The organism is Nitrosomonas oligotropha (genome assembly GCF_009833085.1).
Lineage (GTDB): Bacteria > Pseudomonadota > Gammaproteobacteria > Burkholderiales > Nitrosomonadaceae > Nitrosomonas > Nitrosomonas oligotropha.
In genome coordinates this window covers 1-21,747 of record NZ_QRBZ01000019.1, presented here as the reverse complement: position 1 = coordinate 21,747, position 21,747 = coordinate 1, and the positions used below count along the sequence as shown (strand labels likewise).

The window sequence follows — 21,747 nt, the reverse complement described above, 5'->3', positions numbered from 1 at the left end:
ACATGACGGCATGGCTGCGGTTTTTTCTGGTATGGGCGCTCTTTGCAACCGCAGCTTACGCGGACGATTCAACTCCTGTTGCCGGAAAGGCTACCCGCTTTGTAGTACTGGGCGATATGCCCTACACCGATGCCGAATATGCCCTGCTGGAACAGCCCCATGGCGCAATCGCCAAAGCCATTCGCGCATTGAATCCGCCCGTGCTGATCCACTTGGGTGATTTCAAAAGAGGCCGGTTGAGCTGCAACGACGATTTGTTTCAAGACCATTACCGCCAGATTGCGCAACTGAATCCACATAAAGCGGTATACACCCCCGGCGATAACGACTGGACCGATTGCGACCGGTTCAATACCGGCACGCGGCATGACGAGCTGGAACGTCTCGACTATTTGCGCCAGCTCTTTTTTCATCAGGACCGGCAACACTTGACCAAGGATATTCCGGGCCTTATCCGGCAACGCGATTTGATCGAAAACGCGCAATGGAATATCGGTCCGGTCGCTTTCACCACGCTGCATATTCCCGGCACCAATAATGGCCGCCGGGAAATTCTGCGCAGCAACATCGACGATGCCTTGAACGAAGCGGATCGCCGCGATCAAGCCAACACCGAATGGCTGCAACGACGCTTTGATACGGCGGAATCCGCGCAAGCGGTGGTCATCGCTTTCCAAGCGGATATGTTCGACTTTGATCACGAAAAACCGGTCTGCACTGCGGGCAACCGCACCGATTGCGATGGCTTCCGCTCGCTGCGCGATCTGATCAAACACAAAGCCGAACAATTCAAGAAGCCGGTTCTCATTATTCACGGCGACACCGCAGCGTATTGCCTGCACCAGCCCTACCCTGGCATTCCCAATCTTTGGCGCTTGAATGCGCCGGGCGATTACAAATATGTCGATGCCAGTCTGGTGGCATTCGATCCGGAAAACAAAGACACCCCCTTTTCCGTAACCGGTCTGCTGGACCGTAAACCCGCTCCGGCGATCTGTGACGACAACTTGCTCAGCTTATCCCGGTATGCTCCACTTCAAACTTTAAAAGTACTTTTATCATGATTGTCAGCATGACCGGCTACGCCGCCGCCACTCAGGAAATGCCATACGGATCGTTTAATCTGGAAATCCGCTCGGTCAATAACCGCTATCTCGACATCCAGCTGCGTTTGCCGGATGATTTTCGCAAGCTGGAACCGGCCATGCGCGAACTGCTGACGAAACAACTCAGCCGCGGTAAAGTCGAATGCCGCCTGAATTTTTCCCCGTCGGCAAATACGGAAAATTCTCAGCAGCTCGATCAGGCTTTGCTGGAAAAATTGCTGCAACTGGAACAAACCGTCAAAACGCGCCAACCCGCCGCACCTTCGTTAACGGTGGCGGAAATCCTGAAATGGCCGGGCATGCTCGGAAGCGACACCGCACCCGGCGAAGAATCCGATGAAATCGGCATGACCTTGCTGCAAACTGCGTTGAATGACTTAAAATCCGCGCGGATACGCGAAGGCGGCAAACTGAAATCGGTTTTGCTGGAACGCATCAAGCAAATGCGCCAATTACTGCAATCCGCTTCCCCGCGCATCCCGGCACTGATCGCCGCTTTCGAGGAGAAACTGCGCACCCGCCTGGAAGAAATTCTTGGCACGCAAGAAGACGAACGCATCCACCAGGAAATCACCCTCTTTGCCAGCAAAATTGACGTAGACGAAGAACTATCGCGCCTGCAAGCGCATCTGGACGAAGTCGAACGCATCATCAACAAAGGCGGCGCCGTCGGCAAACAACTCGATTTCATGATGCAAGAACTGCACCGCGAAGCCAACACCATCGGCTCAAAATCCGTCGATCTGGAAATCACGCGGATTTCGATGGAATTGAAGGTAATTATCGAGCAGATGCGCGAGCAGGTGCAGAATATTGAGTGATGGTAATAAAGTTAATAGGTTAATTAATAAGACAAATAGTATTTTTTGCGTACAGTACTGTGTAATTCTGGAAGTCTAATCTTAGCTAGGGCTCATATATTCACAATGCCACTGCCTCCACCACCAAATTGGGGAAGAGACGAAATATCAAAATTCATTGATAACGCACGTATCAATGAATTCGCAACATTTGCGAATATGAAGGAAGATATTGCGCGTTTATCAGACATTGATTTCTCGTACCGAAAAGCTATTGAAGGATTAAACCATGCGGAAGACTGGTTTGTTGGCCTCTTCTTACTACGGGCTCACTCTAATTTCTTAGCCGCCTGTCGACTGTGTTGGAGTGGCCAAATTCCCGAGAGTTATGCTGTCCTTCGATCATGTCTTGAGAATTCACTATATGGTCTCTATTTCACAAGAAATCAAAGCTCAAGAGAAACATGGTTACGTCGCCACGACAGTACCACCGCGAAGAAAAAAGTGAAAAATGAGTTTAAAATCACAACAATGCTTGATCTAGCTGTCGAAGTTGACAAAGCTGAGGGCGAAATCGCCAAGAAACTTTATGAACAAACTATTGATTACGGAGCACACCCAAATGAGCTTGCGCTTATGCAAACTCTCCAAATTTACGAGAGTGACAAGCAAGTTGAATTCAAGATCACTTACCTTGAAGGCAATTCTATTCAGCTAAAACTCACTCTCAAAACGGTTGCTCAAGTCGGTGTCAACGTGCTTTCACTATTCCGAGCTGTCTATCCAGAGCGCTTTAATATATTGGGTATAACGGATGGACTTCGGCATATTAAGAAAGGCTTATGAGCACGATAGGACACAATCCAGGTTGCGTCGAATGAAAATATACTGGACGCAATAGCTTTGCTAATGGTACCTACAATTCCTTATCCCCGTATTCATTCTAGTTAATTGTGGGTGAATTCACATATCCTAGCAAAATCTCCACTTAAATAGCATGTATACCGTGCTATCATGCTCGCATGATAGTTTCCTTCAAGAATAAAGCGACTGAAGACATTTTTAACGGAAAAAACTCTAAGTTGGCTCGTAACTTACTCCCTCAATCTTTATGGAGGGTGACTTGCAGAAAACTCGACCAATTGGACTCAGTTTTGGTTCTGGAGGAATTGAGGATACCGCCCGGCAATTTTCTCGAAAACCTGTCTGGTGACAGAAAAGGGGAATTCAGTATCCGTATCAACGATCAATATCGGGTTTGCTTCAAATGGAGTGATTCAGGCCCTCATGATGTTGAAATTATCGATTATCACTGATAGAGGTCTGTACTATGCGCATCCCAACCGATAGAGAACCCACACACCCTGGCGAAATGCTTCGTGCCGAATTCTTGGAACCGATGGGTATCAGCCAACGAGAGTTAGCAGATGCTATCCATGTCCCGTACCAGCGTGTTAATGAACTGGTCAATCAGAAGCGCGGTGTTACGCCAAGCACGGCGCTGCGATTGGCGAAGTTCTTTAATATATCAGCGGATTATTGGCTCAACCTCCAAACCCGCTGGGATTTGTATTGGGTTCAACAATCCGAAAAGGACGATATTGAATCTATCTCGGATGTTAGCCAAGCAAAGAGATCTGATAAGCACGCCATCGTTTAGCGCCTGAGTGTGTATTTACGCCAGCACATCCGCCGCTGACGTGAACACCAACCCCAAATCCCGCGCCACCGCTTCATACGTCAACCGGCCCTGAAAAACATTTAGCCCATTACGTAAGTGCACATCGTCCATCAGCGCTTTGCGATAGCCTTTATTAGCCAGCGCCAGCACGAACGGCAAGGTGGCGTTATTCAAGGCGAATGTGGATGTTCTGGCAACGGCGCCGGGCATGTTGGAAACGCAGTAATGCACCACGCCATCGACGGTAAAAATCGGATTGGCCAGCGTGGTCGGTTTGGAGGTCTCGAAACAGCCGCCTTGGTCGATGGCGACATCGACCAGCACAGCACCGCGATTCATGCGGCTGACCATTTCCCGGGTCACCAGTTTAGGGGCGGCGCCGCCGGGAACCAGGACCGCGCCGATGACCAGATCGGCGTTTGACACATGCTCCTCAACGGCGTCCACGGTCGAGAACACGGTATTGATTCTCGAGCCGTATTGAAAATCCAGTTGCTGTAAGCGGTGAATCGATTTATCCAGCACGGTGACATGCGCTTCCACGCCCATCGCAATGCGGGCGGCATTGGTGCCGACGACACCGCCGCCGATCACGACGACACGCGCAGCGGGCACGCCGGACACACCGCCCAGCAACATGCCGCGGCCGCCTTGATCGAGCTCCAGCGCGTGCGCCCCGGCTTGAATCGCCATGCGCCCCGCTACTTCGCTCATCGGCGCGAGCAATGGCAAGCCGCCGAAACTGTCGGTCACGGTTTCATAAGCGATGGCAATACAGCCGGAATCCATCAAGGCTTTGGTTTGCACCGGATCGGGAGCTAGATGCAAGTAGGTGAACAATACTTGCCCTTCGCGTAACAGTGGCAACTCGGATGCTTGCGGTTCTTTGACTTTGACGATCAGATCGGCTTTGGCGTAAATCTCCTGTGGCGCATCTACGATCTCTGCGCCCGCATTGCGATACTTGTCGTCACTCAAGTCGATTTGCATGCCGGCGTTTTTCTGCACCATGACGTGATGGCCATGGGCAACCAGTTCGCGTACCGCTGCCGGCGTCAGTCCCACCCGGGATTCATGAATTTTAATTTCCTTAGGCACGCCGATACGCATTCGCTTCTCCCTTCCCTATCCGTTAAATAATTCCACCGTTGACGCCAATATTCTGTCCCGTGATCCAGCGGGCCTCATCGCTGACCAAAAACAACACCACTTGCGCAATATCATCCGTCGCGCCCAATCGTCCCAATGCCGCCATCGCCGCCATGCGTTCGATATCCGCCGCCGTTTTGCCTGCGCGGAACAATTCCGTATCGACAGGACCGGGTGAAACGATATTGGCGGTAATACCGCGTTTTCCCGTCTCGCGGGCAAAAATCCGCGTCAATTGCTCGACAGCCGCTTTGGTCGCGGCATACGCGCCGTATTTAGGCAGCATCAAGCGCGTCACGGTGCTGGAAACAGTAACCACGCGCCCGTGATCCGCCAGCTTTTGCGCCGCTTCGCGCAGCGTGTAAAAAACACTTTTGAAATTGATATCGACGATGCGATCGAATTCATCGTCGCTGATTTCAGCGATTTCCTTAAACACCAGAATTCCGGCGTTATTGACGAGAATGTCGATGTGCTGGAAATACCCGGTAGCTTCTGCAAAAAGTCTTCGCACCGCGGCAGGATCGCTGACGTCGGCCTGCACCGCCAGACATTCGCCACCGGCTTCGATAATCGCGGCGCTGATTTTGTCCGCTGCCGCCTTATTTTCCACATAATTAATGACGACTTTCGCGCCCGCCTTGGCTAACGTCAGCGCTATCTCCGCGCCGATGCCTCGTCCCGAACCGGTTACAATGGCAACTTTTCCTTGCAATGGTTGCATGCTCAAATTACCGGCCGGATAGCTGCTTTTGCGGTCAATTTATTTCGCCGCTTCGCGGTTCTTAAGAAACTTGACCAAATCCGGGTGATTGTATTTTTCCGCCCAGGCCAGTGCATTGTCGCCATGCTCATTTTTGATCGCTGGATCGGCGCCTTGGTCGAGCAGCAATGAAACCGCATCAACATGATTTCCCCTCACCGCCATCATCAATGCGGTCGAACCATTGTTGGTGATCGAATTGATATCAGCGCCACCGGACAGCAGTAACCGGATGGTGTCGAGATGTCCGCCGTAAGCGGCGTAAGTTAATGGATTCCAGCCGCTATGGTTGATCTCGGCGCCTTTGATGTAAAACAACCGCACCAATTCGGTCAGACCATGATAACTGGCCAGCATAATCGCCGTTTCGCCGTAGCGGTTGCGGATATCCAATTTGGCTCCAGCATCGATTAATATCTTGGCCATGTTCAAATTCTTGTCCTTGGCCGCGATCATCAAGGGTGTATAGCCATCGCGGTTCGCCAGATCCGGATTAGCACCTTTTTCCAGTAACCGGGAGATTTCGGATAAATTGCCCTTTTCCACCGCCCACATCAAATCTTCCTGAATACCCGCAGCCGCATGAAGTGGCAGGTGCAATAGCAGCACTAAAGCCCATATTGATAACCAATGCGATTTAAGCAGGTATGCCATGTTGAGGTGGTTTGAATAGGTTAAAAAAATTATCCGTGGTTGCAGCTGCAATATCTTCCAGATCCGCATTCCGCAAGCGCGCGATTTCTTCCGCCACGTGCCGCACGAATGCCGGCTGATTCTGTTTGCCGCGAAACGGTACCGGGGCCAGATAGGGCGAGTCGGTTTCAATTAGCATTCTATCCAATTGAATGTTCTTGGCAACTTCTTTTAGTGCCACGGCATTTTTGAAGGTCACGATGCCGGAAAATGAAATGTAAAAATTCAGCGCAATCGCTTGCTGCGCAACTTCCCAGCTTTCGGTAAAGCAGTGCATCACGCCGCCCACCTGATCGGCGCCCTCTTCCTGCATGATCCGCAGCGTATCCGCGGCAGCGGAGCGGGTATGGATAATCAGCGGTTTATTCACCTTGCGCGCCGCGCGGATGTGCTGGCGGAAGCGTTCCCGCTGCCATTCCAGATCGCCCTGCAAGCGGAAATAATCCAGACCGGTTTCCCCAATCGCGATGACTTTAGGGTGATTGGCCAGTCCGGCGATTTGCTCGGCGTCCGGTTCGATCTGATCTTCATAATCCGGATGAACGCCGACAGATGCAAACAGATTCTCGTGGGCTTCCGCCAAGGCGCGCACCCGGGGAAAGTTCGGCAAATCGACGCTGACACAGAGCGCGTGCGTAACATGATTCTGTTGCATGTTCAGTAATAATTGATCCAGATCTTTGGCTAGATCGGGAAAATCGAGATGACAATGTGAGTCGATAAACATAACAATAAATAGTCTCTAAAATTATACCGAGCCACGCACCGCGTCGGCCCAGCAGTTCGGTGTTTCGTACAGGCGCACCTGCTCGAGTTGCAGATGATTGCCATAGCTGTCCTGATAAGCGCCATCCAGAATAGTGAACGCGATCAGCGCCAGATTCTCCGCAGTGGGCTGCACATCCAGCACAACGGTTTTATGATCTTCGATCGATTGCAAAAATTGCAAAACTTTCGTATCGCCCGAGTACACTAAGAATGCGTGATCCCATTGATCGACCAGTACCGATTTGGCGATGCGTTTGACTTCGGAGTAATCCATCACCATACCTTGCTGCGCGACACCTTCGTCAGCGATAATGTGGCCGGATAGCGTAATCTCGATACAGTAACGGTGGCCGTGCAGATGGCGGCATTGGCTGTTATGCGTTGAAATGCGGTGACCTGCGTCAAATTCCAGCCTGCGAGTAATGAACATACGTACAATTGAGAAGCGAAATGAATATATGGAATTGTAACATTGCGAGCAAACTCTAAACTATTGAATACGACCGATCACAGCCGCGACAGCGCCGGACTCACCTACGTGTATCCAGTGATCTCGCGCCGCGCCGGTGGTGTCTCTATCGGTATCAACCTGAATCCGAACAATGCCTGTAACTGGCGTTGCGTCTATTGCCAAGTGCCGGAGCTGAAACGCGGCTCCGCACCACGTATCGATCTGAACCGGCTGGAAATCGAATTGCGATCGTTTCTGCACGAGCTGACAGCGGGAGATTACATGCAACAGCATGTACCGCTCGAAGCCAGAAAAATTCACGATATCGCCCTATCTGGCAACGGTGAGCCGACGAGCGCGAAAGAATTCGAGCAGGTGATCGAATTGATCGGACGCGTCAAAAATGATTTTGCGTTACCGGCAGAGTTAAAAATCGTGCTCATCACCAACGGCAGCTTGATTCACCGTCCCGCGGTACAAGCCGGTTTGAAGCGCATGGGAGAGTTGAATGGAGAAATCTGGTTCAAGTTCGATCGCGCTTCAAATAAGGAAAGACAGCGCATCAACAATACCTCGATCAGTCTGAGAAAAATCCAGGAACATTTACGGATAGCCGCTGCACTCTGCCCTACGTGGCTACAAACTTGCGTTTTTCAGCTGGATGGCATGCCGCCTTCGGATGAAGAAATTGCCGCTTATTTAAGTTTTCTGCAACAACTGACCCACGATGAAATTCCGCTCCAAGGCGTTTTATTGTATGGCATCGCACGCCCGTCGCTACAGCCGGAAGCATCGCGTCTTTCTAAAGTCAGCGATGCTTGGTTATCACAATTCGGCGAGCAGATTAAACGCACGGGGTATGCCGTCAGAATCAGTCAATAGTGCGATGAATTGTCTTAGAAACCAAGTCTGAAGCAGGGTTATACAACACCCTATGTTGTTGATTTACAACAAAACAATATTCAATCAATCCCACTAAAATCAATTAGTTATTTAGCCATAATTTCATCCCGCAATTGTCTGAAATCTATAAGTTTCTTTATCAAGAAAGGAAAAGCATTGTTTTAATGTATTATTTCCTCACTTCTCCATGAATTGCAGCTATTTATAATACGGCACCCTAATTGGCCACCCTTGGTGATGTCATGCCATGAAAACCGGTAGCCTGCGGTATAATATTTTCAATTTTCTGATATCAATCATATGATTCCATCTGATTATCACCCTGGATTATTAACAACGGAGCTTATTAATGAATAACTCGAGATTCTTCACTTTCTCCGCATTCGCCGCTCGTAAGCGAAAACCTGCTTTGGCAGGAAGCATGCAGCGATGGTTGCTTAAACTTGGTGTATGTATGCTGAGTATGGGAGTAACGCTGCCGGTGTATGCGAATCCACCCGCGGTTGCACCCAAAGCGGCTGAAGCGCCCAAAGCAGCCGAGGCGCCGAAAGTTGCTGACGGTAAATTTGATATGTCAAGGGTACCGGCGGTTTCAGCCCCGTCGCGTCCCGGCTTATTTCTGTTACCTCCTGCCGGTCCGGGTTATTTCTCACTGTGGGATTTGGTAACCGGTAACAAGCGCGAAAAACCGCCCGTCGCGCCTTATGCGCCGTTTGCGTTATTGACCACACCGGCATACGACATTGACTTTCGCTATCTGGCCACACCGGGACATGAAAAAGACATATTCGATCCCGTTAAGAGAATGAATCTGGGCGATGATTGGTTATTGTCACTGGGTGGTAACTTCTGGTATCGCTATATTCATGAAACGGATAGCCGTTTGAATGCAGCGGGCACCAATAATGACTTCCACTTGATACGCACCAGGGTTCATGCGGATTTATGGTACCGCGACAAAGTGCGGTTATTTGCCGAATTCCTCGATGCCCGCGCTTTTGGCTCCGAACTGCCTCCAGCGGTGACTGACAGGAATCATGCCGACATATTGAATATGTTCACCGATATCAAACTGACCAATATCAATAATGGCCCGGCGTATATCCGTGTGGGCCGGCAAGAGATGATGTATGGTTCGCAGCGCTTGATCTCGACACTGGATTGGGTCAACACACGTAGAACATTCCAAGGTGTGAAAACTTTCTGGCGTTCGGCGGAATGGGATGTGGATGCATTCTGGATGCGCCCGATGGTCATCGAAAAAAGCAATGTCGATAACTGGGACACACAACAGAACTTCTTTGGCTTGTGGGCTACCAACAAACCGAAACCAGGTCACTTAATCGATCTTTACTTCCTCAGTTTAATCAATGATCGCAATGTTTCCGCTGCGAATGTACTGGCGGGAAATATTCTGCAAGGCAATGCGGATACGCATACGCTCGGTGGCCGCTTGGCAGGTAACTTTGATAATCTGCTGTATGAATTGGAAGGTATGTATCAGTTCGGTCAACGCTCCAACTTGGATGTTTCCGCTTTTGCTGTAGCAGCCGGGGTTGGTTATCGTATGCCGCTGCCGATGAACCCGCAAGGCTGGATACGCTATGATTTTGCATCCGGCGACGGTAATTCCAAAGACGGCAGAAGCAATACGTTTAATCAACTCTTCCCATTCGGTCACTACTATCTCGGTTTCCTGGATCGTGTCGGACGCCAGAACGTGCATGACTTCAATGCGCAGTTCACCATGCATCCAATGCCATGGATAACGTTCATCACGCAATATCATCGCTTCTACTTGGCGAACAACCGTGATTATTTATACAACGCTGCCGGTCAGGCGACTCTACGCGATATTACCGGCCAATCCGGCAGTCATATCGGCGATGAAATTGATTTCCGCTTGAATCTCCACATGAGCCGCCATCAGGACGTATTACTGGGCTACTCAAAATTGTGGCGCGGTGAATTCCTGGATAAGCAAAGACCGGGAACTTCTCCTGATCTTTTCTACGTTCAGTACAACTTCCGCTTCTGAGTTTCTCTGGCAAGATAAAACGACAAAGGCAACCGGTTGGTTGCCTTTGTCGTTTGTGAATCTAGTAAACAAACAATCTACTGACAGCCGGATAATGGCAGCCAATTTACCAGCGGCCCCTCGCTGCGCAATAGCCCATCCGCTTGCTTCATGAAATAAACATGATTATCCGCCGAAGAAATGCCTGCGTACACTTGCGTGGCTGGGTAATAACGGTAGCTGTAAAGACTTGAAACCACCGTGGTCTGGCCAGCGGGTGATAATAATTCAGGGTATTTTCCTTCCGCCCAAGTCAGAAAACATTCGATACTTGCCGGGGATGATTGATTAATGAATTTATTCACAATCGTGCGTCCGCCGGAAATCACCAATTGCGGATATTCCAGCAGTTTGAATTTCTGGAATGGATTGCCTTTTACCGCAATCACATCGGCCGGGGCACCCGCTACCAATGTTCCCAGTGGCGCCAGACCCAAATGCTCACCCGCTTTTGATGTGGCCGATTTAATGACATTGACCACGTCGGTAAAATCGATCGATTCGCCGCTGGTTAAGTGTAATATCATATGCAACTCCTCGCCGTTGATTCCCCAAGGCACGTTGTCATGCCCAATCTCTGAGCCATAGATGAATTTCGCGCCTTTACTGGCCAGGCTCATGGTATTGGAGTGAATACCCTTGCCGGTGGCGGCGTTCACACAAGCTGCCAGGGTATCGATGGTGGTGACGAACGTAACGCCCTGATCCACTGCGCGCTGCAGCAAATCTTCCCTGATTTCGCCACAAGGAATATGCGCAAACTCGTCGACGCCTGCATTCAGCGCCCGTTCAAAACCGGTATCTTCACCGGCATGTGCGAGCACACGCTTACCCAGTGCATGGGCTTTGGCGACGATGGCACTGGCGATATCTTGCGATAACATCGGCCAGGGCGTGACGGGCACCGGAGCACCATCGTGCGGTTGCATCCAAGGCGCACCGGTTTCGTCTCCCGGTTCCAGCGCCATTTTGATTGCAGTGGCCCCGCCGGTAATCAGATCGGTGACCACTTTCTCGGCTTCGGTAGTGGATGCGACTGGAATGCCGATTTTGTCATAACCGCCATCGCCACCGCCGAATACATTCAGCGGATAACCGCCGGGCGCTTGAATAATCGGACCAACGCTCAACAATCGCAGCGTTCCATCACCGCCTTCCTTAGCCTGCAATGGACCGCCGGTATCCTGAACAGTCGTTACACCGTGTTCCAGCACGGCATTTTTATTAACACTCTGGAATGTGATATGCGCGTGCGATTCGATAAATCCCGGCAGAATAGTCGCATCCCCTAAATTAATCTGGTTGGCACAGGAGCCGTTCAATTCGGTCAAAGCCCCAATGCGCTTGATCTTATCGCCTTCAATCAGCACCGCCATATTGTCTTGTGGAAAATTGATACCGTCAAACAACCGGGCGGCTGCCAGTATTTGGCATTCCGGCAGACCGGGTGCTAACGTAACCAAACCGCCGTGATCTTCTCCGTCATGACTGAGTGCGTTGCAACTAATTCCATGCCAAAGAATCAGCGCAATGGTTATTTTTTTGTTCAAACTGAAATTTATATTTATCATTTTAATTCGGAATGGATGAAATTGACTCGGAAAAAACGGCAGCCCCGTATCACGCCGAAGAGGTAGGATTCGCGTAATACAGGGCTGTGCAGTACCAATAGCCAGGAGTGGTTGGCTATAGAATCAACTCCGTTTAGAGTTTACGGCGGCGGCTGGCGCTGAAGCCGATCAAACCAAGACCTGCCAGCAACATGGCATAGGTTTCAGGTTCCGGCACCACCGACACGACACCTGTCACACCTAACGAAGGGAATGGGGTAGTTGAACTAAAATAATCCGTACCGCCAACAAAAATGGAATAGTCGCCCGCTGTTAAATGAAAAACTCCTGATACGGAGTGATCCGCCAGACCATCACCGCCAGCGATAACACCGGTGCCATAGTCGACACTGCCGTCATACGCATGACCGACATAGGTAAAAGCGCTAGCCGGATCATTGTTGTCGTTGGTAATGCTCCAGTCCGTCAATGATCTGAACGAACCTTCTGTCAAACCGACGCCACCCACAGCATCGCGAATAGCGACTGAGCCTGTTGAAAAATCGTAATCCGCCGCAAATGGCGCTACATGGGCCAGCCCGCGATAGACAGAAAATCCTGGCAGGATACCGGCCGCAACGGAGGCGCCAGCTGGTGTAACATAAGCTTGTTCCTGGAATGCAATTTTTACATCGGCATCGTTATCCAAGTGAAAACGGTATGCTCTTAATCGATGGGAATCACCCCAATCCGCATCCGTTCCGTCAATCCAGCCGTGCAAGCCGGTAACCGCTTGATTCGTGATGGTTGAAGACGCTGCCGAAGTGCCTGTGAATGAACCAAAATCGCGGCCACCATAGCCGATATGTGCCATGGCAGGCAACGATGTCAAACCGGCCAATAACAATGCATATTTCAATGTACTTTTAACGAATGTCTCTTTCATAAATGACCCTAATTTCTTATTTGATTATGAATAGGCGAGAAAAAATTTCACACCTGCTGCGTTGGCCAACGTACGCGCAGTATTGATCAAACACAATTAAGGGTCAATGCGGTAAATTGTCGCAGTTACAATGAGTTATCTTTAATTTCATAAGACAAAAAAATCCCTTATCCTGAACGAAAAAATAACGTCAGGAGCACAAACCTTGAAATATGCAAGCCTATGAAAACTATCTAAAGCATTGTATTAATTTGTGAACACAAAATGGTTAACGATAATCCCGTCGCCGGAAATCATGAGATCGGGATAATCACGATGTCTCAAGTGATGCAGCGGATTACCCCAGGTAGCAATCGGATCGGCCGATGTGACGGCGAATGCGACAGGAAAACAAATGAAATCAGGGCAAAAAAATCGTATGCGATACCCGCAACCCGGTTTTTTATCCGCCATGATGCGTTGCGGCATCGGTTCTCTTGTTCTCTTCAAGCGATCAAGCATATTCGTCACCTAACAATGACCGGGTTCGATAAAACCCGTCAGGGCGGCGAGCGCGGCCATCACGAAAAAATTACCCCACACCGATTCCACCAACTCCTCCTCGTTCTGCCGGGTTTTGTAACAACATCCCCAGAAAACGCCGGTTGAACTATTGTGCTGATTTTCACTGTATCCGGTGTCTTGCTTGAATCCGATGAAATACTGGCTGCGGATGATTGCACTGATCTGGCGATGCGCGTAAACACGCCAATATTCCCCATCGGGCTGCAAACGCGCCAGGGAAAGCATCGCAATCGATGCAATGACGGCGGCGGAAGGATCGTCGCACGAGACCGATTGACCGAGCCGGTTAGGCGGTAAGGAATCCGGACGGGAATGCTGCCAATACTCACAGGCCGTTCTGGCATGCGTCAGATACGGTTCACCCCACAAAGCCGCTGCCCGGGTTAATCCCAGCATCGCCCAGGATTGACCGCGCGACCATGAGCCAGCTTGATCGTCCGGTTGAAATTCCCGCCCGTCGAAAAACGCGCTGGCATGAAATGCGCCATTATGGCGGCGGCACGCTGTCAACATCGTCTCGGCATGATGCTGCGCCATGTAGTAATGGAGGTTTTGTTCACCGCTGGTGAGGAGCTGAAGCAGCGCGGCAAAATTATCGATCGCAATCGACTGGTGGCCGGTGGAAACCCCATCCACCGCGGTCCCCAATGGAATGCAATTTAATTTAGGATTGAAACTGCGGGCGAGCGCGGTAATGGATTTCCGGGTCAGGGCACGCGCCTGCGTATCGCGAAACCAGATTTCCCCCAAGGCCGCGCCATACCAGAAAATCAAACTGCGATACCCGGAGTCGACAGGAATTTTTCCGGTCAGACGCTGGCAAATACCGGCAGCATTCTGTTGATCGCTGACCGATTCGGTCAATTTTGCACGCAACCACCAGCACGCCCCCCAGAAACCGCCCATCCAGGCGCCGCCGGAGGAAACAGTCCAGGCATTGGTATTCTTCGAGGAATACAGTGAAAAATCGGTGTTGCAAATCGCGTTGATCGTATCCATGCGGCGAAACATCAATTCCAGCACATCAATCATTTCTTTGGAACTGAGCAGCGGATCAGCCGCGTTATGGGGCATCGACATAAATTTCTCTCAAAAAGGCAATGTCATGGCAAAAACCGGCACGATCCCTATTGTGCAATCAAGCAAAGCGGGATGCGAGGATTGGCTGTGGATTACTGACATGAATGTTTTCCGTGCGGTATTAGCTGATTGAAACAAAATCAATCAAACGCATACACCGCCTGTTGCTGATAACGATAAATCAGGCGGCGGCCAACTGAACTGATCAACGATTCGTCATTTCCATCCATAATCCGCGAAGTACGCGCTATTCTGCTGATGCCGTAAAGCGGCGTGAGATCAGTGAGTCCTTCGGCGCCATGAAGTTGCATCGCGCAATCCGAAGCAGTGCAGAGTGCCCGCGAAGCGGCCATTTTTGCGACATTAATCGCGACTTCGTCCGGATTCTGCGCATCGATACCGCGTGCTGCGATGCGGATCAGCTCGCATGCGCTGACAATGGCCAGATAGGTGTTGAAGATATGCTGCCGCACCAGTTGTTTTTCCGCCAACCGGCTGAATTTACCCCGTATGGAATGAATACGCGCGCCCATCAAATCCATACAGCGCTGCGCCAGCCCAACCCAATTCATGGATCGCAGCAACCGGCCCAAACCAAGCCGCCGGTCCATTAAATCCAGGCCGCTTCCGCACGCACCCAACAGATAATGTTCCGGCACCTGTACGTCAGTAAAAGAAACTTCTCCCTGACCGTACGAGTGCCCCATCATGTTGAGCTGCCGCTCGATTTTGAATCCCGGTAAATCTGTCGGTACGATAATCATCGACAGCGCGTGATTGAGCGCCATATCTTTGCCGCCGCTGCGCGCCAGAACTGTCATGAAAGTCGCGCGGTCGGCGTTGGAAATGAACCATTTCCGGCCATTGATATGCCAGTTCCCGCCGGACAAGTGCGCGATGGTGGCGATCAGGCTCGGCCTCGAACCGCTGTGACCGGGCTCGGTCATGCCATAACTCGGCACTGCATCTCCGTTCACCATCGGTTCCAGGAACCGCCGGTGAATTTCCTTATTGCCGGATTCCAGCAGCATGTGGGCATCCAATGCGCTATGGCTGGCAAAGATCGCTTGTGAAAACTCTGTGCGCCCTTCCTGCTCGGTGACGATCATATAATCTTCCAGGGAATTGATTTTCCCTCCGTGCGATAGCGGATAAAACAAGCCGCACAAACCGGCCGAGCGCGCTTTATCCATCAGATCGGCTTGCATGCGCAGGGATTGTTCGTCTGTTCTCGCCAATAGCGATTCATACGGAATAATCATTTCATCGACGAAGGCTTTTACTTCCCGCGCCAGTGACCGGGCCAATTCCGTATGTACTGCTTTGTTAAATCGCCTCGGCATCAATGCATCCTCCGCGCAAAATCCGCTGGATTAAGCGTTGCTGCATTGCTTTTGATCTGCGTGGTTGCCATTTCACCAGTCATTTTTTTATGAATTCTTAAAGCCATATCAGGTAGTTATCGCCTTAAGTTCAGTTCCCGGCCATTGCAGGCAAAATTGTCACGATATCGCCATCCTGCAAGGGGGTGGCCAAGCCGTCACGCAAGCGGATGTCGTTATCGTTGACATGAATAGTGATAAAACGATACGCGCTTCCATCGAAAATCAATTTCGCTCGGATACCCGGATACAGTTGTTCCATCCGTTCAATGACTTCGGAAACTTTAACGCCCTCAATCACAATAGGCTGTTGCTTATTCGTCAAAGACCCTAATAACGTTGGAATAATGACCGTGACTGTCATGCCTGTACCTGCTTGATTATTTCCGGGGTTGGGAAAACGCGTATTTCGTTGTCAGTACCGGTCCGCACTTAAGCAACCATTTGCAATTCGAGCTCGGGCTGATAATGCTGCACGATTCGCACCCTTTCCTCGATCACCATTTGATCGGCAATGCGGAAACTGCGGATCTCCGCTTGATAGAGATGTTGAGTCGGAATGATGACGTAATGCGCTTGCGGTTCGGTAGCCAGCTCAACGTCGCTGCGTCTCGGATAAGCCTGGCTGCTGGTGTGAGAGTGGTAAATAACGACCGGTTCTTCGCAACGCGCGCTCATTTCCTTCCAGACTTGCAATTGCTGTTGCGGGTCAAACCTAAAAAAATTGTCCGATTGCGCGGCATTACGCATAGGAATCAGACGCAGCGGCCAATTGGATCCCGCCAGACCGGCGATGATGCCACAGGCTTCCACCGGATGATCATTCAGCGCCTGAGTGATCATGGCTTCAACCAGTTTCGCGTGTATTGTCAGCATAATTCCTTGTCTCCTTTAATTATTATGATTTCATGGCCGGTTTACGGCGCCTCTTTGCAGGCGGGTAGCAACTGATCGGCTTCAATGCAATCGATCGCCGGACCGGTTAGTGCTTCCGGTGAGTCAACAGGGATTAGCAGCGCTTTGCGCGCGCATCCTTTCAAACCCTGCGTTGCAATTAATTCTCGCGAAATTTAAAGTAAACAAACGGCGTTGGGAATGTGACAAATTGCCGCGCGGCAATTTGTCACAGCGTTGATCCACCTATTCGCAGGGGTGCTTATTCATAAGCAAAAACAAAATTTCTTAAGGGTAAATATGGCATTAAACAATTCATTTCAAACAGCTGCGGTACATCTGTGAAAAGAAATTGAAGAGGAAGAGGTACCCGGTGCGATGGATGTTTTGTTTCGTTCTGGAAGAGTGCCGCGAAAAATGCCGCGGTAAAGACATTCAGTTCAATGATGACCAGACTTGCCGGAAACCATTGAACTGACATAACAGCAGCGCGCTATTTCAAAATGAAATCCCGCACGATTTGTATCTGATGGTCATCCATCAGCATCGGTGCATGGCCGATACCGGGTAATTCGACGATGTGGGCTTTTGCGCCGCGTAACTGCATTTGCGCCGCCGTCTCAGCCGATAAAATATCCGATTCAGCACCACGCAGCACCAACGTTGGCGTTGCCAGCTGATCCCATTGCGCCCACAAATCGATATCGGTGATTTTATGTTCCTTGAAGCTGACGGCAATCCTCGGGTCATAGCGGAAGCCGTACGTTCCGTCCGGATATTCGCGCACACTGTGAATCGCCATATGCTCCCACTGTTTTTCGGTCAGGGATCCAAACGACGCTGAAATCACTTTCATATACTGCTTGAACTCTTCAAAACTATTGAAACGCGGATCTTTACCGACATAATCGGCAATTCTTTTCAACGCCACGGCAGGGATCAACGGGCCGATATCGCTCAAGATCAATTTATGGATCGCAACCGGCTGATTCGGTTGTATCGCCAGAATCATGCCGATCAGCCCGCCCATGGAAATACCCACCCAATCCAAGGTGATTTTCTCTTCATATTGCGACTGGATATGCGCTATCAGCGACATCGCGTCGGATAGATACAGCGGGTAGTAATCGTAATCATGCGCTTGCTCGAGCCAATCACTTTTGCCGCGCCCCACGACATCGACGCAAATCACCCGAAAATCCGCTTGCAGCGCCTGTGCGAGATAATCGAAATCACGGCAATTGCGCGACAAACCATGCACACAGATGACCACATGCGGATTGCGCGGATCTCCCCAATCGGTATACGCAATATGGTGCGGCTTTTTAGATTCGCCATCTCCGGATAGCGTGGGAACAAGCAGCCGGTTTACAGATATTTTCATGATCCTCTTGCTCTTGTGAATTTAGTGTCAGACACGCATTGATTGCATTGTTGCTGCGCAAACCCAAACAAAAAATGAAATTTATGATGGCGAATATTCACACAATTCTGAGAGGCTGGATATAGCTCAGGTGAAAATTTTTGTACACCCAATCGCATGATGGATAACGATTGGAATCGCATGTACTATGCTTACCGTAATCCATACTTCACCTGAATACACCATATGAAATTATCGGAGCTGTATTGGCATCGCGTCACCCCGCTGCACTTTGTGTTGTGGCCATTGAGTGTTTTGTATCGTTTTTTCCTGGCCGGGAAAAAATTATGCTACTGGTTGGATATTTTCCCCTCGGTCAAACTGCCGGTTCCCGTGATTATCGTCGACAGCATCAGTATCGGCGATGGCGGAAAAACACCGCTGCTGCTTTGGCTGGTCGATTTATTACAGGCGCAGGATTTTCACCCCGGAATCGTCACACAAGGTAACTCGGACAATGCCGGACCACCGGCAGCAGTCACTTCCACCAATAACGGAAAAGCATTTTTATTAGCGCAATTAGGGGGAAAATCGTGTCCGGTCTGGATGGGCAACGATCGCATTGCCGCTGCACAAGCGCTGCTCGCCGCGCATCCCGAATGCAACGTCATCATCAGTAACGATGGCTTGCAGTATCATCGCCTGGAACGCGATATTGAAGTCATTGCCGTCGATTTTAACGAGCAGAGTTTCGGCAATGGGTTGTTGCTGCCCGCCGGCCCTTTACGCAGCACCCTGAAAGATCTGGGAGAATCCAGCATTCTTGTGGCCAATAACTTGCAGAATCATTATGTTGACACGAATCCCCAGAATAAAATTTACAATATGAAGTTGATCAACGAAACCGCTTATCTTGTGCTCGATCCGCAACAGCGCAAAACCGTGGCCGATTTCGGAAATGCATCAATCCGGATTGTGACCGACGCCGACAATGTCCACTGGCTTTATGAGCTTATGCAAAAAACAGGTCTCAACGCGGAATTGCATTCGCATCCAGAAAATCACCGCTTTAAAGCGGAAGAAATTCATTTTGCCGATACCGATATTGTCCTCATGCCGGAAGAAAATGCGTTGCAGTGCAAAGACTTCGCGCACGGCAAACTGTGGGCAATCCCTCAAAAAGCCTGGGTGAATAGCGAACTGCAATCCTTTCTGTTAAGGAAACTGCGCGGCAATCCTGCTTTGTAAGGCGATAATGGTACTCTCGGAATGCCGGTCAATCTTGACAAAATACCGTTTTCATTTAAAATCCCGGCCACTGAGAAAGACTGCATTGATTGATCATTTCAGTATTCTCAAAGCTATCGAAATGGGTTCTCCTTCGCAATCCAGCAAATAAACCCAAATCATAGTTAAGTGTTTCAGTTACTTCATTTATATCCTTCCAGAGTAGCATCCCGCAAGAAATACTCTGGAAGGATTATCCAACAGCCGATCAATAGTGAATAAATCTGAAGCACAAGCGAATACTCATTGCTGCACGCGTCCGCATGGCAAGATGGAAAAACAACCCGCCGCCTTTTTTAAAAGAAACGCAATCTGGTTTTCTAGCAGTGAAATGTGTAGAATTACGCGGTTTTCCAATTCTGAAATTTAGCGGATCATAAATTCGTGGCTTTTTACGTACAAAAATATGGCGGCACCTCAGTCGGCAGCACCGAGCGAATAAAGAACGTTGCGCGCCGGGTCGCGAAATTTCATTCGCAGGGACACCAAATTGTCGTTGTCGTTTCGGCCATGAGTGGCGAAACCAACCGCCTGATTGCGTTAGCCCACGAAGTGCAAGAAAATCCCAGTCCGCGTGAATTGGACGTGATGATTTCTACCGGAGAGCAGGTTTCCATCGCGCTTTTGGCGATGGCATTGATGGAACTTAACGTCAAGGCAAAAAGCTATACCGGCCCGCAAGTTAAGATTCTGACCGATAGCACGCACACCAAAGCGCGTATTTTAAGCATCGACGAAGCAAAAATCCGCGCCGACCTGGATGCCGGGTATGTCGTCGTCGTAGCCGGATTTCAGGGCGCGGACGAGAAAGGCAGCATTACCACCCTGGGCCGCGGCGGATCGGATACCACCGGGGTTGCATTGGCAGCCGCCTTGAAAGCCGATGAATGCCAGATCTACACCGATGTGGACGGAATCTATACGACAGATCCTCGCGTCGTTGCGGAAGCCAGAAGACTGAACACGATAACCTTTGAAGAAATGCTGGAAATGGCGAGTCTTGGCTCAAAGGTACTGCAATTAAGATCGGTCGAATTTGCAGGAAAATATAAAGTTAAGCTGAGAGTGTTATCCAGCTTTGAGGAAGAAGGCCAAGGCACGCTGATTACTTTTGAGGAAGATGAGAATATGGAACAAGCTGTCATTTCAGGTATCGCATTCAATCGAGATGAAGCAAAAATTACCGTATTGGGCGTTCCCGATCATCCCGGCATCGCTTATCAGATTCTCGGACCCGTGGCCGATGCCAATATCGATGTCGATATGATTATTCAAAACGTGGGTCATGACGGTTTGACGGACTTTTCATTTACGGTTCACCGTAATGAATTTAAAAATACCATGAACATCCTGCGAGAAAAAATCCAACCGCATATTGGCGCGCGTGATGTACTCGGAGGTGATAGAATCGCAAAAGTATCGGTAGTCGGTGTTGGCATGCGCTCACACGCAGGCATCGCCAGCAAGATGTTCCGGGTTTTGGCGGAAGAAGGCATTAACATCCAGATGATTGCCACCTCGGAAATCAAAGTATCCGTGGTTGTCGATGAAAAGTATATGGAACTGGCTGTCAGGGTTCTACATAAAGCATTCGATCTTGAGCAAGCGCTCTAAAAAATCGATAGCATTGATTTTCGGGAAAATCAGCATAGTGTAGTCATTAACGGAGAGATGGCCGAGTGGTCGAAGGCGCTCCCCTGCTAAGGGAGTATAGGCTCAAAAAGCTTATCGAGGGTTCGAATCCCTCTCTCTCCGCCAATCAATAGTCCAAAGAAATCCAGAGCTGTACAAATAATACAATAAATCAATAGATTCACTTAGAAGTTTGTCCAAAGGAATCTCGTGAAATATAATGTCATCCAACTTTTAGGGCAAGACGGATGGTAAGACGAGATGGCAAAGGAAGTCAAAAGACTCAAAGCAGTACAAATCAACTCACTCCCACCCGGCACACACTCGGACGGTGATAATCTGCTTTTACGGGTTAGAGATTCCGGTTCTCGCAGTTGGGTATTCCGATATAAGCAAAATGGCCGAGCCATCGAGCTTGGATTAGGTTCAACAACGGATAGAACACTGGCTGAAGCCCGTGAAATCGCTGGCAATATGCGCCGTTCCATCGCAAATGGCCAATCCCCCAAAGATGTATTACGCGTAGAAAAGCCAAGCAAGACTTTCACTGACTATGCACTTGAATGCATAGAACATAAAAAGACTGGATGGCGGAACAGCAAGCACGCAAACCAGTGGCGAAACACGCTTATGCAATATGCATTTCCATTCATTGGCG

Annotated in this window: 23 protein-coding genes and 1 tRNA gene; 11 read left to right on the top strand and 13 right to left on the bottom strand. The window is 49.9% G+C overall.

Translation table 11 applies throughout. From position 1 onward, the window contains the following. Positions 1 to 2: 2 nt before the first annotated feature. The 5 genes from ABD07_RS06495 to ABD07_RS06475 all read left to right on the top strand — a co-directional run bounded on the left by ABD07_RS06495 (position 3) and on the right by ABD07_RS06475 (position 3,566). Positions 3 to 1,064 carry a hypothetical protein gene (locus tag ABD07_RS06495; protein WP_240142448.1) on the top strand — a complete coding sequence of 354 codons (1,062 nt, stop codon included), beginning with the start codon at positions 3 to 5 and terminating at the stop codon, positions 1,062 to 1,064. Then, on the top strand, positions 1,061 to 1,927 hold the full coding sequence (locus tag ABD07_RS06490) for a YicC/YloC family endoribonuclease (protein WP_160817624.1): 867 nt from the start codon (positions 1,061 to 1,063) through the stop codon (positions 1,925 to 1,927). The genes ABD07_RS06495 and ABD07_RS06490 overlap by 4 nt, the downstream gene beginning before the upstream one ends. Before the next feature lie 105 nt (positions 1,928 to 2,032). Further along, the gene (locus tag ABD07_RS06485) at positions 2,033 to 2,752 is read left to right on the top strand and encodes a hypothetical protein (RefSeq protein WP_160817623.1); all 720 of its coding nucleotides are present in this window, start codon (positions 2,033 to 2,035) and stop codon (positions 2,750 to 2,752) included. 176 nt (positions 2,753 to 2,928) lie between these two features. After that, positions 2,929 to 3,222: a type II toxin-antitoxin system RelE/ParE family toxin gene (locus ABD07_RS06480; protein WP_160817622.1), complete on the top strand. Its 294-nt coding sequence runs from the start codon at positions 2,929 to 2,931 to the stop codon at positions 3,220 to 3,222. A gap of 14 nt (positions 3,223 to 3,236) precedes the next feature. After that, positions 3,237 to 3,566 carry a HigA family addiction module antitoxin gene (locus ABD07_RS06475; RefSeq protein WP_108697808.1) on the top strand — a complete coding sequence of 110 codons (330 nt, stop codon included), beginning with the start codon at positions 3,237 to 3,239 and terminating at the stop codon, positions 3,564 to 3,566. Between the two features lie 15 nt (positions 3,567 to 3,581). Here ABD07_RS06475 and ald read toward each other — a convergent pair whose 3' ends face one another. Genes ald through queD form a run of 5 tightly spaced genes read right to left on the bottom strand, consistent with a single transcriptional unit; the run spans position 3,582 to position 7,390 of the window. Then, on the bottom strand, positions 3,582 to 4,697 hold the full coding sequence (gene ald, locus ABD07_RS06470; protein WP_160817621.1) for an alanine dehydrogenase: 1,116 nt from the start codon (positions 4,695 to 4,697) through the stop codon (positions 3,582 to 3,584). 22 nt (positions 4,698 to 4,719) lie between these two features. Next, a complete protein-coding gene (locus ABD07_RS06465; protein WP_160817620.1) occupies positions 4,720 to 5,460 on the bottom strand; it encodes an SDR family oxidoreductase in 741 nt (246 codons plus the stop codon). A 39-nt stretch (positions 5,461 to 5,499) separates the two neighbouring features. Next, entirely contained in the window at positions 5,500 to 6,153 is a 654-nt protein-coding gene (locus tag ABD07_RS06460) for an ankyrin repeat domain-containing protein (protein ID WP_160817619.1), read from the bottom strand. Next, a complete protein-coding gene (locus ABD07_RS06455) occupies positions 6,137 to 6,919 on the bottom strand; it encodes a TatD family hydrolase (RefSeq protein WP_160817618.1) in 783 nt (260 codons plus the stop codon). The genes ABD07_RS06460 and ABD07_RS06455 overlap by 17 nt, the downstream gene beginning before the upstream one ends. 21 nt (positions 6,920 to 6,940) lie before the next feature. Further along, positions 6,941 to 7,390, bottom strand: coding sequence for a 6-carboxytetrahydropterin synthase QueD (gene queD / locus ABD07_RS06450; RefSeq protein ID WP_108697813.1), 450 nt, complete (start codon positions 7,388 to 7,390; stop codon positions 6,941 to 6,943). A gap of 63 nt (positions 7,391 to 7,453) precedes the next feature. Here queD and ABD07_RS06445 point away from each other — a divergent pair, with 63 nt between their 5' ends. Beyond that, on the top strand, positions 7,454 to 8,293 hold the full coding sequence (locus ABD07_RS06445; protein ID WP_240142447.1) for a radical SAM protein: 840 nt from the start codon (positions 7,454 to 7,456) through the stop codon (positions 8,291 to 8,293). Between the two features lie 370 nt (positions 8,294 to 8,663). Further along, entirely contained in the window at positions 8,664 to 10,352 is a 1,689-nt protein-coding gene (locus ABD07_RS06440) for an alginate export family protein (RefSeq protein WP_160817616.1), read from the top strand. 77 nt (positions 10,353 to 10,429) lie between these two features. Here ABD07_RS06440 and ABD07_RS06435 read toward each other — a convergent pair whose 3' ends face one another. From ABD07_RS06435 to ABD07_RS06400, 8 genes are all read right to left on the bottom strand, one after another. Then, positions 10,430 to 11,962: an amidohydrolase family protein gene (locus ABD07_RS06435; RefSeq protein WP_160817615.1), complete on the bottom strand. Its 1,533-nt coding sequence runs from the start codon at positions 11,960 to 11,962 to the stop codon at positions 10,430 to 10,432. Positions 11,963 to 12,095: 133 nt separating this feature from the next. Then, positions 12,096 to 12,887, bottom strand: coding sequence for an FxDxF family PEP-CTERM protein (locus tag ABD07_RS06430; protein ID WP_160817614.1), 792 nt, complete (start codon positions 12,885 to 12,887; stop codon positions 12,096 to 12,098). Positions 12,888 to 13,133: 246 nt separating this feature from the next. Beyond that, positions 13,134 to 13,388 carry a hypothetical protein gene (locus ABD07_RS06425; protein ID WP_160817613.1) on the bottom strand — a complete coding sequence of 85 codons (255 nt, stop codon included), beginning with the start codon at positions 13,386 to 13,388 and terminating at the stop codon, positions 13,134 to 13,136. 9 nt (positions 13,389 to 13,397) lie between these two features. Then, positions 13,398 to 14,531, bottom strand: coding sequence for a glucuronyl hydrolase (locus ABD07_RS06420; protein ID WP_160817612.1), 1,134 nt, complete (start codon positions 14,529 to 14,531; stop codon positions 13,398 to 13,400). 140 nt (positions 14,532 to 14,671) lie between these two features. Then, positions 14,672 to 15,874: an acyl-CoA dehydrogenase family protein gene (locus tag ABD07_RS06415; RefSeq protein WP_160817611.1), complete on the bottom strand. Its 1,203-nt coding sequence runs from the start codon at positions 15,872 to 15,874 to the stop codon at positions 14,672 to 14,674. Between the two features lie 130 nt (positions 15,875 to 16,004). Further along, on the bottom strand, positions 16,005 to 16,277 hold the full coding sequence (locus ABD07_RS06410) for a MoaD/ThiS family protein (protein WP_160817610.1): 273 nt from the start codon (positions 16,275 to 16,277) through the stop codon (positions 16,005 to 16,007). 68 nt (positions 16,278 to 16,345) lie between these two features. Beyond that, positions 16,346 to 16,789, bottom strand: coding sequence for a M67 family metallopeptidase (locus tag ABD07_RS06405; protein ID WP_160817609.1), 444 nt, complete (start codon positions 16,787 to 16,789; stop codon positions 16,346 to 16,348). Positions 16,790 to 17,300: 511 nt separating this feature from the next. Continuing rightward, the gene (locus ABD07_RS06400) at positions 17,301 to 18,191 is read right to left on the bottom strand and encodes an alpha/beta fold hydrolase (protein ID WP_160817608.1); all 891 of its coding nucleotides are present in this window, start codon (positions 18,189 to 18,191) and stop codon (positions 17,301 to 17,303) included. Between the two features lie 225 nt (positions 18,192 to 18,416). On the opposite strand from ABD07_RS06400, the gene lpxK reads away from it, so the two are divergent. The 4 genes from lpxK to ABD07_RS06380 all read left to right on the top strand — a co-directional run. Continuing rightward, entirely contained in the window at positions 18,417 to 19,418 is a 1,002-nt protein-coding gene (gene lpxK / locus ABD07_RS06395) for a tetraacyldisaccharide 4'-kinase (protein ID WP_160817607.1), read from the top strand. A gap of 423 nt (positions 19,419 to 19,841) precedes the next feature. Continuing rightward, positions 19,842 to 21,071, top strand: coding sequence for an aspartate kinase (locus ABD07_RS06390; RefSeq protein WP_090317052.1), 1,230 nt, complete (start codon positions 19,842 to 19,844; stop codon positions 21,069 to 21,071). Between the two features lie 51 nt (positions 21,072 to 21,122). Further along, a tRNA-Ser gene (locus ABD07_RS06385) sits at positions 21,123 to 21,215 on the top strand. A 135-nt stretch (positions 21,216 to 21,350) separates the two neighbouring features. Continuing rightward, a partial coding sequence (locus tag ABD07_RS06380; RefSeq protein WP_160817606.1) for an Arm DNA-binding domain-containing protein occupies positions 21,351 to 21,747 on the top strand: 397 nt, incomplete at its 3' end.